This window comes from Nocardia sp. 852002-51101_SCH5132738 (genome assembly GCF_001665695.1).
Classification (GTDB): domain Bacteria; phylum Actinomycetota; class Actinomycetes; order Mycobacteriales; family Mycobacteriaceae; genus Nocardia; species Nocardia nova.
The window spans coordinates 45540-58224 of the sequence record NZ_LZML01000068.1 but is presented as its reverse complement, the minus strand read 5'-3'; the positions used below and the strand labels follow the sequence as shown (position 1 = coordinate 58224).

Here is a 12685-nt window from a genome sequence, read left to right as displayed (position 1 = left end):
TCAGCTCCGCTCGTCGCGTGCGACGTCGTTGTCCGGCACGCCGAGACAGCGGCCGATCGGTTCGGCGCTCAGGGCGCGCACGCGTTCCGCGTCCTCGCGCGATCCGGCCGCGATGTCGTAGCCCCGGGCGAGCTCCACCTCCCCGATCGGCCGCCAGTGCAGGCCCAGTTCGGCGGCCTGGGCGGGCGAGCACAACAGCAGATCGGTGCCGTCGAGTACCTCGGCGACCGCGGTGACCAGCGACGGCGCGACCTCCACCTGAGCCGGGCGCAAGCCGAGCGAATCGCGCAGCCGGGTGATCCGATCGCGGATGTGCGGCACATCGTCCTCCGGCTGTATCCATACGCCGCGCCGACGTTGCCCTCCCGAAAGGCGGAGTACCCGAAGGGTTTCCAGAAAGATCGGCGCGCTGTGCGGGCCGGTGGTGTCGGCCAGGCCCAGCGGTACGCGCCAGACGCCGCGATCGGCGGGGACAGCCAGGATCGCGGCACGCACCTCGTGGGTGCGGGTGAGTTCCGCGCGCCGCGCCGGATCGGCCGGCTCCGGTTCGAGCCGAAGTTGCGCGGCGCGGCATTCGGCGATCAGCGCGGCCAGCGGCACCGGCCCGCAGGTGGCGGGCAGAGCCAACCGGAACGGGCGTTGCCGGGCCCGCTCGGCATGTTCGGCCAGAGCCTCGGCGGCCTCGACCAGCCGCCGCGCCGACGGCAGCATATCGCGGCCGAACGAGGTCAATGTGGCCGTGCGCGAGGTTCGTTCGAGCAATCGCGCGCCGAAGTGCCGTTCCAGCGCCGCGATCCGGCGACTCGCGACCGACTGCGGGATCTGCGCGGCGGCCGCACCCGCGGTGAAGCTACCGAGCCCGCTCACCGCGACGAACGCCTTGCAGGCGGCGACCATGTCCACGATCGCGCAGTCTATGCCGAAACAGCATGGATACCGCCACAGGTGTCTTGGACAGCATGCGCGAGGGCTGCCACTCTTGCTGCGAGCGCTCACAGCCATCCATCCACAAGGAACGCATATGATGCCCCCTCGCTTCACCCGCTCGGCCGTGCTGCTCGCGGCCGCTGCCACGCTCATCCCGCTGAGCGCCTGCGGTGCCGATCGAAGCGCCGCGCCCGTATCGACCGCGCCCGTATCGACCGCGGCGCCCACATCGACGGTTCCGCTCGCCGCCGAATCGCTGGCCGAATTCCACGATCTGGAGGCTCGCCTGCACGGCCGGCTCGGCGTATACGCGCTCGACACCGGCACCGGACGGGTCGTGGAATATCGCTCGGACGAGCGGTTTCCGTATTGCTCGACGTTCAAGGCGCTGGCCGCGGGAGCGCTGCTGAGCACCCTCCCACCCGCCGAACTCGACCGTCGCATCACCTACACCCGGGCCGATCTGTTGCCCAATTCCCCGGTCACCGAACAACATGTCGACCAGGGTCTGACTCTGCGCGAGATCATGGACGCCGCGGTGCGGTTCAGCGACAACACCGCCGGCAATCTGATGTTCGCCGAACTCGGCGGCCCGCAGGGGTTGCAGCAGCGGCTGCGCGCCATCGGCGATACCACCACGCGGATGGACCGCACCGAGACCACGCTGAACGAGGCCCTGCCCGGCGACGAGCGCGACACCAGTACGCCGCGCGCGCTGGCCGCCGATCTGCGGCACTACGTGCTCGACCCGGCGGTCGCCGCCGATGATCGCGACGTGCTCACCGGACTGCTGCGGGCCAACACCACCGGCGGTGCGCTGATCCGGGCCGGGGTGCCGGCGGGCTGGCAGGTCGGCGACAAGACCGGCGCGGGCAGCTACGGAACGCGCAACGACATCGCCGTGGCGTGGCCGCCGGGACGTGCGCCGATCGTGCTGACGATCCTGTCCACCCGCGACCGGCCGGACGCCGAATACGACAATGCGACGATCGCCCGTGCCGCCACGATCGCGATCGCCACCTTGGACGGCACCCCTGTTCCACGCTGATTGTGCCGAAACACCCTGTACTACAGGGTGTTTCGCGAGGACCGAGTACCCCGGGTCGGTGCCGATCGACCCGGGGTACCCGGCGGGATACCGCTCTGCCCTACTTGGCCGGAGCCGGAGCAGGGTTGAACGGCGCATTGACGGTGGTGAAGTACTGGGCGACAGCCAGGATCGCCACCGGTGCGGTGACCAGCAACTGGCCCGCCAGCGTGCCCAGCGCACCGACCGCGATGATGCCGCCGAAGCAGCCGATCACGGCCGCCGGCAGGAAGGCGCCGAACAGTCCGACGATCGCGGCCGCGGCGACGGTCGCACCCGCCATACCGCCGAGCAAGCAGCCCACGGCTCCGCCGGTGATGCCACCGACCAGCGTGCCGATCGTGGCGCCCGCGGTGATGGTGCTGGTCAGGCGGGTCCACGCCGCTACTTCCCGGTCATAGGGCGTCTTCCACGGCGCCTGGTCCTCGAACGGGAGCGCGACCGGCTTGTAGACCGCGTGCTGCAGATCGAACTGCGGAGTCAGGGTGGCGGTGCGACCGGCGATATCGGCGGCGATCGGGAATTCGAAATCGTCGACCCGGAACGTCAATTGCGTTCCGGCCAGAGTCGTCCCATTGGCGGCCTTGATCTTGAAGACACCATTTTCCACATCCAGCGAACCGGCGTCGGTGGATATGATCGTCGACTTCTCGTTCGTCGATGCCCGATAATTGACGACACCTTCGTCGGGTGTGTCGGGCGCGGCATTCACGGTGCCGGCCGTCACGCCGACGGCGGCGGCCACCGTGGCCGCGACCAGGGCAAAATTCCTCATCTTCACTGTTTTTCCCTCATCACTCATTGCATTCGGCCGCATCGGCTTTATCCAGTTTGTGGTGAATGCGAAAAAGCGACGAGGTTAATAACCAGGTCGATTCGAATAGCTCCACAGGGAAAAATAGATCGAATCTCACAAATTAAAAAAGAACCCCCGCACTCGAAAGTGCGGGGGTCCTTCAATTCGACCGCTGAAATAATTACCGGCTCAGGGGTGGGGCCGGTAACCGCTTCATTTGGCCGGAGCCTTGAACGGCTCGTTGATGGTGGAGAAGTACTGGATCACGGCGGCGATGGCGACCGGAGCGGTCACGAAGATCTGGCCGGCGAGCACGCCCAGGAAGCCGACGGCGGCGGCACCGGCGACACAGCCGCCGAGCGGGCCGAGGCCGAACAGGGTGGCCAGCGCGCCGGTGGCGACGACACCGAGGGCAGCGCCGGCGATGCAGCCGATGACCGCGCCGCCGATACCACCGGCCGCGGTGCCGATGGCAGCGCCGGTAGCGATGGTGTCCTTGAGACGAGTGAAGGCGGCGACCTCGCGCTCATACGGGGTCTTCCACGGCGCGCTGTCCTCGAACGGGAGCGCGACCGGCTTGTAGACCGCATGCTGCAGATCGAACTGCGGAGTCAGCGTCGCGGTACGACCGGAGATATCGGCGGCGATCGGGAACTCGAAATCGTCGACCCGGAACGTCAATTGCGTTCCGGCGACGGTGGTCCCATCGGCGGCCTTGATCTTGAATACGCCGTCCTCGACATCCATCGACCCGGCATCGGTCGAAATGACGGCCGCGTTCTCGGTGGACCTCGCCTGGTAGTTCACCACACCGTCGTCGGCGGCCGGAGCGGCCTGAACCGTCCCCGCCAGCGCACCCAACGTCGTCGCGACCAGCGCCGTGAGCACGGCGAATTTCCTCATCTTCACTGCTTGATTCCTCGACTTTCCGACTGCCGGCACGCGGCAGCACAGGTTGCCGTGTCCGGCACAGACACACGGCATCGGTGGAGTTTGCGGGCGTTCGATGCGGATGGGCCAGATTAAGAACCAGCCCGATTACAACCGGTGACTCACTTCCGGTCGTCGGCCATCATGTCCGAAATGAGCCTTTCGTTCCACTGGTTTCTTCCCACCTATGGCGATTCCCGCAATCTGGTCGCGGGCGGTCACGGCACCTCGATGTCGGGCGACCGTCCGGCGTCGCTGCGCTATCTGAATCAGATCGCGGGTGCCGCGGAGGAGAACGGCTTCGAGGCGGTGCTGACGCCGACGGGGGCATGGTGTGAGGACGCCTGGCTGACGACGGCGATGCTGGTGGAGACCACCGAAACCCTCAAATTCCTGGTCGCGTTCCGCCCCGGGGTGGTGAGTCCCACGCTCGCCGCGCAGATGGCCGGAACATTCCAGCGGCATTCGCGGGGACGTCTGCTCCTCAACGTCGTGACCGGCGGCGAACCGCACGAACAGCAGGCCTACGGCGACTTCCTGGACAAGGAACAGCGGTACGAGCGCACCGGCGAATTCCTGCACATCGTGCGGGAGCTGTGGGCGTCCGGTGCTCCGGTGACGTTCGAGGGCAAGCACCTGCAGGTGCGCAACGCGCAACTGAACAATCGGCCCGATCCGATTCCGCCGGTGTTCTTCGGTGGCTCCTCGGCCGCCGCCGGACCCGTGGCCGCCCGCTATGCCGACACGTATCTCACCTGGGGCGAGCCGCTGTTCGCGGTGAGCAAGAAGCTGGAGTGGATCCGCCGCCTCGCGGTCGATCAGGGGCGGATTCTCGACTACGGCCTGCGCATCCACGTCATCTCCCGCGACACTTCCGAACAGGCCTGGGCCGAGGCGGACCGGTTGCTGTCGGCGGTCGATCCGGCGGATATCGAACGGGTGCAGGCGAATCTGGCGCAGAGCGAATCCGAGGGCCAGCGGCGCATGCTGGAACTGCACGGCGGCAACACCGATCGGCTCGAGATCGCGCCCAACCTGTGGGCTGGTGTCGGACTGGTGCGCGGCGGCGCGGGAACGGCGCTGGTCGGCTCGCACGAAGAGGTGGCCGAGCGGCTGATCGAATACTCCCGCCTCGGCATCACGCAGTTCATTCTCTCCGGTTATCCGCATGTGGAGGAGGCGTACTGGTTCGGTGAGGGAGTCCTGCCGATCCTGCAGCGTCGCGGACTGTGGCAGCCGCCCGCCCATCGCGAAACCCGCGTCACCACAACGCCTTTCGCCACCGCGGCGGCGAGCAGCAGCTGACCGGGCGCGCAGTCCGGCGTACGCACGGCCGCGGTGCGGACAGCACCGATTCGGCACCACCCGCCCCATAACCGCTAACTCGTAGCTACACTCGGCGTCGAGCGAATAGGACCCCGTACATGAGCTAACCGATGTCTCGGAGAGGGTGTCGATCATGGCCGTTTATGACGTAAGCAACCGTGCGGCAATAGTCAGTGGCGGCGGTTCCGGGATCGGACGCGCGGTCGCGCACGAACTCGCGCGCAGCGGCGCCGCGGTCCTGGTGTTCGATCTCGACGAGGACAACGCGCATACGGTGGTCGAGGAAATTCGCGGGGCGGGCGGACAGGCGGCGGCCTTCGCCGGCGACGCCTCCGATCCGGAGACCGTCCAGCGCAGCGTCGCGGCGGCCGCTGAACTCGGACCGCTGCGGATCGCGGTCAACAATGCCGGTATCAGCGGGGAGAGCGCGCTGATCGGCGACTATTCGCTGGAGGGCTGGCGCAAGGTCTTGTCGGTGAACCTCGACGGCGTGTTCTACGCACTGCACGAACAGCTTCCGGCGGTCGCGGCGGCCGGCGGCGGCGCCATCGTGAATATGGCGTCGATCCTCGGCAGCGTGGGATTCGCGAATTCCTCGGCGTACGTGACGGCCAAACACGGCCTGCTCGGCCTCACCCAGAACGCGGCCCTGGAATACGCGGCCCAGGGCGTGCGGGTCACCGCCGTCGGGCCCGGCTTCATCCACACTCCGCTGCTCGGCGCCAACCTCGACGAGGAAACACAGGCCTTCCTGGCACAGAAACACGCTCTGGGCAGGCTCGGTACACCCGAGGAGGTCGCGGGGCTGGTCGCATTCCTGGTCAGCGATGCGGCCACGTTCATCACCGGGAGCTACCACCTGGTCGACGGCGGCTACACCGCGCAGTAGCCGGATCGCCGCAGGCGCGGGCTATTTCGCTTTGGCTTCCTTCGCGGCGGCCTTCATCTGCTTCTTGAAGGCCCGCACCTCGAGCAGTGACTCGTTGTCGACGATATCGGCGGCGGAGCGGCGCGAATTCGGCTCCGAGTAGGCGCCGGCCGCCTTCTCCCACCCCGCCGGGCGCACACCGAGTTGTTTGCCGAGCAACGCCAGGAAAATGCGTGCCTTCTGGTCCCCGTAGCCGGGCAGCTCCTTCAGCCGGCGCAGCACTTCCTTGCCGTCGGGATCGTCGCGGGTCCAGATCTCGGAGGTGGTGCCGTCGTAGTGTTCGACGACGTATCGGGCCAGTTCCTGGGTGCGCCGGGCCATCGACCGGCCGTAGCGGTGAATGGCGGGCGGGGTCGCGCCCAATTCCTCGAATTCCTCCGGATCGGCCTCGGCGATCCGGTGGATATCGAAACCGTTCATGCGGTCGGCGATCTTCTTCGGACCGCGGAAAGCGTGTTCGAGGGGAAACTGCTGATCCAGCAGCATCCCGGTCAAGAGGGCGAAGTCGTCCTCCGACAACAGCTTGTCCGCCTCCGGTTCCTGCGCGAGGCACAATTTGCGGCTCACCATGTATCGATCATCGCAGACGGCCGGATCTCCGCCTACCGACGGACGTGACCGGACTCACATGCCTACCCACCCGTAGCTTTTCTGCGCGCGTAGGGTGAATCTTCATGCCCGACACTTTGGCAACACCCACGGTGGAAGATATGGCGCCCACACACAGCTCCTCGGCAGACAATTCCTCGCCCTCAGGGCTGAGGCCGGACCGTTTCGATCGCGCGGGCCGCGACCAACTCATCGACGTCAACGATCTGCAGGCTGCACTCCCCGGAATTCGCGGACTACGCCGCTGGGCGCACGACGCCCTGGCCGTCGCTCCGGGCGAAAGTGCGGTCGACATCGGATCCGGCACCGGCTCGGAGGTGCTGGTCTTCGCCGACGCGGTCGGCCCGACCGGTGACGCGGTCGGCGTCGAACCCGATCCGAATCTGCTGGCCGGGGCGGAACGCCGTGCCGCCCAGCACAATTCGCTGGCCCGGTTCGTACCCGGTGATGCCTACGGACTGCCGTTCGGCGGTGACACCTTCGATGTCGCGCTGTGCGAGCGGGTCTTTCAGCATTTGACCGCCCCGGCGCGCGCCGCGCGGGAGATCGCCCGGGTACTGAAGCCGGGCGGCCGCGTCGTCGTCATGGACAGCGACTGGGGCACCGCCATCGTGCACCCGGGCGACCGGCGGGTCGTGCACGAGGTGATCGAGACCCTGATCACCAACACCACCAACCCGTTCTCGGGACGGCGGCTGCCGGGCCTGCTCGCCGGGGCCGGACTGGTCGTCGACGATATCGGCTCGCATGCGCTGGTCCAGGACGCGAGCGCCGGCGCGGGTGCGCTGGTGGCCCGCATCGCCGAGATGGCGGAGGCGCGCGGGGCGATCACCGAGGCGCAGCGGCGGGAGTTGCTGGCGGAACTGGAAGCCGGCGCGCGCACGGGTGACATCCACCTCTCGGTGACGATGTTCGCGGTACTGGCGCACAAGCCGCAGTAACCGGTTCCGACCGGACAACGCGAGGCAAAGACCGGTTCGCGGTCCCCGAACAGGGGCTCGCGAACCGGTCTTCCGACTCCGTGGCGGGTCGCGCCGACCCTACTTCTCCAGCAGCTTCTCGGTCGCCGCGAGCAGGACGCAGGTCGCCAGACCGTCCATCGCCTTCTCCAGGTCGGCGAGCGACGGGAAGCTGGGGGCGATGCGAATGTTCTTGTCCTCCGGATCTTTTCCGTAGGGGAACGCCGAACCGGCGGGCGTCAGGGCGATGCCGGCCTCCTTGGCCAGCGCCACCACGCGCGCGGCCGTGCCCTCGACCACATCCAGGCTGATGAAGTAGCCGCCCTTGGGCTCGGTCCAGGAGGCGACCTTCGAGGCGCCCAGACGATCCTCCAGAATGCGCAGCACCAGTTTGAATTTCGGCTCCAGCACCGCACGGTGGGCCTGCATATGCCGGCGCACACCCTCGGCATCACCGAAGAAGCGCAGGTGACGCAGCTGGTTCACCTTGTCCGGGCCGATGCTCTTCTTGGCGGCGTACTTCAGGTACCACGTGAGGTTCTCGGTGGACGAGCCGAAGAAACTGACTCCGGAACCGGCGAAGGTGATCTTCGAGGTGGAGGCGAACACGAAGGGCCGGTTGGGGTTTCCGGCCGCGGCGGCCATTCCGAGCACGTCGAACACCGGGGCGGCGGTATCGGTCAGCGGGTGCACCGCGTAGGCGTTGTCCCAGAACAGGCGGAAGTCCGGCGCCGCGGTGGGCATCGAAACGAGTTCGCGCACAACCTCTTCGGAAAAGTTCACGCCGGTCGGGTTGGAGTAGTTGGGGACCGCCCACAGACCCTTGATCAGCGGGTCGGCGGCGACCAGCTCCGCGATGGCGTGCACGTCCGGGCCGTCATGGTTGATGGCGATCGGAATCATCTGCACGCCCAGCGATTCGGTGATCCCGAAGTGGCGATCGTATCCCGGGCTCGGGCACAGGAATTTGATCGGCTCGTCGGCCCAGCGGCGCTGCGAGTCGGCCGTACCGTGCAGCATCGCGAACACGATCACGTCGTGCATCAGCTCCAGGCTGGCGTTGTTGCCGGCGAGCAGGTTCTCGACCGGAATGCCCAGCAGTTCACCGAAGATCGCGCGCAACTCCGGCAGTCCGTGCAGGCCGCCGTAGTTGCGGCAGTCGGTGCCGGTGCCGTCACGGTAGTCGTCGGCGCCCGGCAGGGCGAGCAGGCCGGTGGAGAGGTCGAGTTGCTCCGGCGAGGGCTTACCCCTCGTCAGATCCAGCGTGAGCTTCTCGGTCTGGAGCTTCGCGTAGTTCGCGGTCTGCGTCTCGTGTTCCGATACGAGTTCCGCATGGCTCATCAAACCGATCTGCGTTTGCCGGGGCATCCTGAGCAGCCTTTCAAGCAGCGAGGTAACAGGTTGACGGATCGTGCGCTTCTGGCGCCGACCCAGCCGACCACGTTACTCGCCGGATGCGCCGCGTGGCAGATAAGAATATTTCCCCCGGGAAAGAAAGGGGACCCCGCGCACCCGGCAGAGCCCGTTGACCCTTGCTGCCTTCCGGCCCTGGGGGAGTTCACAGGATGCGCGCCGCGCGGGATCCGTCGGCCAGTGTAGTCACAACTGTCCACTCGAGTGGAATCCGGGCGGAGTCGATACGATCACCTGCGACATTTTTCGAGGGGGCTTCCGCGCCAGGACCGGAGGAAAGACGTGACAGGCAGTAATCCACCGCACGGTGGGCCCGAGTATCCGGGGCAAGGCAATCCGCCCAACGAAACCGTGCACTGGTGGTCGACGCCGGCGGCTCCGGAGCAGCCGCTCACCGGTACCGATCCGACCGTCATGGGTGGGCGTCCCGGGCCGGTGACCGGCACGGATCCGACCGTTCTGGGGGCGGGTTTCGACGCCTATCACGGTGGCGCCCCGCAGCAGCCCTACGCACAGCAGCCACCACCGTCCGTGCCGAGTTATCCACAGCAGCAGTTCCCGCCGCCTTATGCGCAACAGCCGGCCTATCCACAGCCGCCCAAGAAGAACAACGCACCGTGGATCGTCGGCGGCGTGGTCGGCCTGGTCGTGGTGATCGGCATCGTGATCGGCGTGATCGCGCTCACCGGCGGTGGCGGGGGCGGAAGTAAGGGACCGCTCGGCGACAAGAAGGGTGTCGACGGCAACTATTCGATGGCCAATGTCAGCGACGCCTGCTCGCTGATCGATGCCACGGTGCTGCGCAAGTGGGCGCCCACACCCAAGGACGCGCCCGAGCACACCGAACGCGCACCCGACTCCAGCTTCGGTGGTGGCAACCTGACCTGCCGCGCCCGGTACGACGGCGCCGGCAAGTACGGCACCGACGGTTCCGATATCGACCTCGAGGCCGACTTCCAGAGCAAATACAGCGATCCGCAGTTCAACAGCTGGAAGAACTACGACACCAAGACCACCGGCAGCGGCCGCACCTCCGGCGATATCGCGGGCATCGGCAGCCAGGCCTACTACGCCGCCTACCAGCAGAACTACTCGAGCTTCGTGACGCTCGACTACACCTGCGCGGCCCTGGACTCCAACGTCTCGGTGAAAGTGGAACTGCGGATCCAGGCCGAGGGCAGCATCGACAGCGCCGACGTCGGCACCACCTGCAAGGAGCAATTGGAGAAGGCCCTCGCCGGCCTGCACAAATAGCCCGGTTTGCTGTTCCGGGGGGTCCACCCGGTATATTGCTCTGCGGAGGATTCGCCTAGTGGCCTATGGCGCTCGCCTGGAACGCGGGTTGGGTTAACGCCCTCAGGGGTTCAAATCCCCTATCCTCCGCCACGAAACGCCCGCTACCTCAGTGGTAGCGGGCGTTTCTGTTTCGTCCGTCGCACTTCTCGTCAGCGGCCGTCCGGGCGGGGACGCAGGACGACCACGGGGATTTCGCGTTCGGTCCACGCTTGATAGGTGTCGAAGTCGGCATAGGCGTCGACGAGCAGCGGCCACAGGCGGGCCCGTTCCTGCGGGTCGGCGGTGACGGCGTGAACCGGACGGCGGTCCCGTCCGATCTGGATGTGCGTGTCGGGCTCGGCGCGCAGATTGAGATACCACTGCGGATGTTTGGGAAGGCCGCCCTGTGAGGCGACGATGACCGTATTCGGACCGTCGGTGATGTAGAGCAGCGGCGTCGTGTAGAGCACGCCCGACTTCCGGCCGCGATGTTCGAGCAGCAGGGTCGGCACCGGTTTGCGGAAGCCGGCCCCGATGCGCCACTTGCCGCCGATGCGGCCGCTGGTGCGCCGATAGGTCCACACCTGCGCACGGCCCACGATCTTGAAGATCTTGGGCAGCAGCGGGGAATCGAGTTGTTTCGGACGGGGCGGCGTCGTGGCTGGCATGGTCTTCCTTCTCTCCGGTACTTCCGGACGACCATACAGTTGGTTCCATATGTATGGTCAAGAGCCGAGTGCTGCCCTCTCGGCAGGATCGGTACCGTCGACGCTTCGAGGAAGGGATGGGGCATTCGGTGCGCACGCATGGCTGGGCGGGGGCGACGCCCGCGGACGACGACGAAGCCGTCGCACGGATCCTCGCCGCCGCCCGCACCGCGATCGACCGGTCCGGCAGCGATTTCAGCATCGCCGAGGTCGCCCGGGACCTCGGCGTCACCCGTCAGACCGTGTACCGCTACTTTCCCAGTGCCGAGAGCCTGCTGACCGCGACCGCCGTCGCGCAGACCGGGCAGTTCCTCGACGTTCTGGCCGAACATCTGAGCGGAATCCGCGACCCCGCCACGGCGGTGGTCGAGGGCATCGCCTACACCCTCGAGCGGCTGCCGCACGAGCGGTACCTCAACCTACTGCTCACTCCGGGGCGGGCCGGGGCCTTCTCCGCCGGCGTAACCTCCGACACCGCACTGGCATTCGGACGATCGATCCTGCAACGCTTCGCCGTCGACTGGACCGCGGCCGGAGTGTCCGGCGCCGATCTGGACGAACTCGTCGAACATATGCTTCGCACCGTGCAATCGTTCGTCGTCGATCCGGGCCGTCCGCCTCGGCGTGGCCCGGAACTGCGCCGCTACCTCACGGCGTGGGTCGCCCCGGCCATCGCCGCGAGATCACCGCTGCAGTGACGCGTATCACTTGCAGGAGGTGTCACGCGGCGGATCCGGCGAGCGTCTCGTGTGTGCCGGAGTCGAGACAGCACGGACAGGAGCCCCCATGAGCGAGCGCATCGACGGCGCCACCGAAGCGTTCGTCACCCATCGCAATCTGCTGTTCACGGTTGCCTACGAGATGCTCGGTTCGGCGGCCGACGCCGAGGACGTCCTGCAGGAGACCTGGTTGCGTTGGGTGGACGTGGACCTCGACGACGTCCGTGATCAGCGCGCCTACCTGGTCCGGATCGTCACCCGCCAGGCGTTGACCCGGCTCCGCACGCTCGGCCGCCGCAAGGAGTCCTACGTCGGTCCGTGGTTGCCGGAACCGCTGCTGACCGCGCCCGATGTGGCCGAGGACGTCGAACTGGCCGACAGCGTGTCGATGGCGATGCTCCTGGTGCTGGAAACGCTCGCACCGACGGAGCGAGCGGTGTTCGTGCTGCGCGAGGTGTTCGACCTGAGCTACGACGAGATCGCCGCGGCCGTCGACAAGACGCCCGCCGCGGTACGCCAGATCGCCCATCGCGCACGGGCTCACGTCGCCGCGCGCCGACCCCGCGGCGTGGTGTCCGCCGACGAATCCCGCCGCGCCGTCGAAGCCTTCCAGCACGCCATCGAAACCGGCGACCTGCAGCATCTGGTCGACATGCTGGCTCCCGACGTGGTGCTGCTCGGCGACGGCGGCGGCGTGGTCCAGGCGGTCCTGCGGCCGATCGCGGGCGCCGACCGGGTCGCCCGCGCCCTGCGTACCGGCCTGCCCCGACTGCGCACCGAGGCAACCGTCGAGGCGGTCCAGATCAACGGCTGCCCCGCACTGATCGTCCGGATCGACGGACGAATCGACGACGTGGTGGCAATGCGCCTCGACGACGGCCTGATCACCGGCCTCTACGTGGTCCGAAACCCGGAGAAACTCTCCCGCGTCGAACAGCAGACCACCGTCAGCCGCTGAACGACGAGGCCCACAACCACTGCGCCACAACGATATTCGATGGCCGCCGGG

Annotated in this window: 13 protein-coding genes, 1 tRNA gene and 1 other RNA gene; 8 read left to right on the top strand and 7 right to left on the bottom strand. The window is 67.4% G+C overall.

Features of this window, described 5'->3' with window-relative positions; all coding sequences use genetic code 11:
* A complete protein-coding gene (locus A5789_RS10635) occupies positions 1 to 897 on the bottom strand; it encodes a LysR family transcriptional regulator (protein WP_227462804.1) in 897 nt (298 codons plus the stop codon).
* A gap of 127 nt (positions 898 to 1024) precedes the next feature.
* On the opposite strand from A5789_RS10635, the gene bla reads away from it, so the two are divergent.
* Positions 1025 to 1975, top strand: coding sequence for a class A beta-lactamase (gene bla / locus A5789_RS10630; RefSeq protein ID WP_064902097.1), 951 nt, complete (start codon positions 1025 to 1027; stop codon positions 1973 to 1975).
* A gap of 100 nt (positions 1976 to 2075) precedes the next feature.
* On the opposite strand, the gene A5789_RS10625 is transcribed toward bla, so the two are convergent.
* A complete protein-coding gene (locus A5789_RS10625; protein WP_064922899.1) occupies positions 2076 to 2789 on the bottom strand; it encodes a hypothetical protein in 714 nt (237 codons plus the stop codon).
* A 234-nt stretch (positions 2790 to 3023) separates the two neighbouring features.
* Positions 3024 to 3719 (bottom strand): hypothetical protein, encoded by a 696-nt coding sequence (locus A5789_RS10620; RefSeq protein WP_030516548.1) that lies wholly within the window; start codon positions 3717 to 3719, stop codon positions 3024 to 3026.
* Between the two features lie 174 nt (positions 3720 to 3893).
* Here A5789_RS10620 and A5789_RS10615 point away from each other — a divergent pair, with 174 nt between their 5' ends.
* Positions 3894 to 5045, top strand: coding sequence for an LLM class flavin-dependent oxidoreductase (locus tag A5789_RS10615; RefSeq protein WP_063010949.1), 1152 nt, complete (start codon positions 3894 to 3896; stop codon positions 5043 to 5045).
* 154 nt (positions 5046 to 5199) lie between these two features.
* On the top strand, positions 5200 to 5955 hold the full coding sequence (locus A5789_RS10610; RefSeq protein WP_064903241.1) for an SDR family NAD(P)-dependent oxidoreductase: 756 nt from the start codon (positions 5200 to 5202) through the stop codon (positions 5953 to 5955).
* 21 nt (positions 5956 to 5976) lie between these two features.
* On the opposite strand, the gene A5789_RS10605 is transcribed toward A5789_RS10610, so the two are convergent.
* On the bottom strand, positions 5977 to 6564 hold the full coding sequence (locus tag A5789_RS10605) for an HhH-GPD-type base excision DNA repair protein (protein WP_064903236.1): 588 nt from the start codon (positions 6562 to 6564) through the stop codon (positions 5977 to 5979).
* 140 nt (positions 6565 to 6704) lie between these two features.
* Between A5789_RS10605 and A5789_RS10600 the strand changes: the two genes are divergently transcribed.
* Positions 6705 to 7544, top strand: a complete 840-nt coding sequence (locus A5789_RS10600) for a methyltransferase domain-containing protein (RefSeq protein ID WP_064903238.1) — start codon at positions 6705 to 6707, stop codon at positions 7542 to 7544.
* A gap of 99 nt (positions 7545 to 7643) precedes the next feature.
* Here the strand turns inward: A5789_RS10600 and A5789_RS10595 are convergent, their stop codons facing one another.
* Complete coding sequence (locus tag A5789_RS10595; RefSeq protein WP_030516553.1) at positions 7644 to 8930, bottom strand: aminotransferase class I/II-fold pyridoxal phosphate-dependent enzyme; 1287 nt, start codon at positions 8928 to 8930, stop codon at positions 7644 to 7646.
* Positions 8931 to 9055: 125 nt separating this feature from the next.
* Positions 9056 to 9150, bottom strand: an RNA gene (gene ffs, locus A5789_RS10590) — signal recognition particle sRNA small type.
* Between the two features lie 107 nt (positions 9151 to 9257).
* Between ffs and A5789_RS10585 the strand changes: the two genes are divergently transcribed.
* The gene (locus A5789_RS10585) at positions 9258 to 10229 is read left to right on the top strand and encodes a hypothetical protein (RefSeq protein WP_064903239.1); all 972 of its coding nucleotides are present in this window, start codon (positions 9258 to 9260) and stop codon (positions 10227 to 10229) included.
* 44 nt (positions 10230 to 10273) lie between these two features.
* Positions 10274 to 10361: transfer RNA gene (locus A5789_RS10580), tRNA-Ser, on the top strand.
* Between the two features lie 59 nt (positions 10362 to 10420).
* Here the strand turns inward: A5789_RS10580 and A5789_RS10575 are convergent.
* A complete protein-coding gene (locus tag A5789_RS10575; protein ID WP_063010893.1) occupies positions 10421 to 10918 on the bottom strand; it encodes a nitroreductase family deazaflavin-dependent oxidoreductase in 498 nt (165 codons plus the stop codon).
* A 128-nt stretch (positions 10919 to 11046) separates the two neighbouring features.
* Between A5789_RS10575 and A5789_RS10570 the strand changes: the two genes are divergently transcribed.
* Positions 11047 to 11655, top strand: a complete 609-nt coding sequence (locus tag A5789_RS10570) for a TetR/AcrR family transcriptional regulator (RefSeq protein WP_064903243.1) — start codon at positions 11047 to 11049, stop codon at positions 11653 to 11655.
* An 88-nt stretch (positions 11656 to 11743) separates the two neighbouring features.
* Positions 11744 to 12634 carry an RNA polymerase sigma-70 factor gene (locus A5789_RS10565; RefSeq protein ID WP_063010891.1) on the top strand — a complete coding sequence of 297 codons (891 nt, stop codon included), beginning with the start codon at positions 11744 to 11746 and terminating at the stop codon, positions 12632 to 12634.
* Positions 12635 to 12685 lie beyond the last annotated feature (51 nt).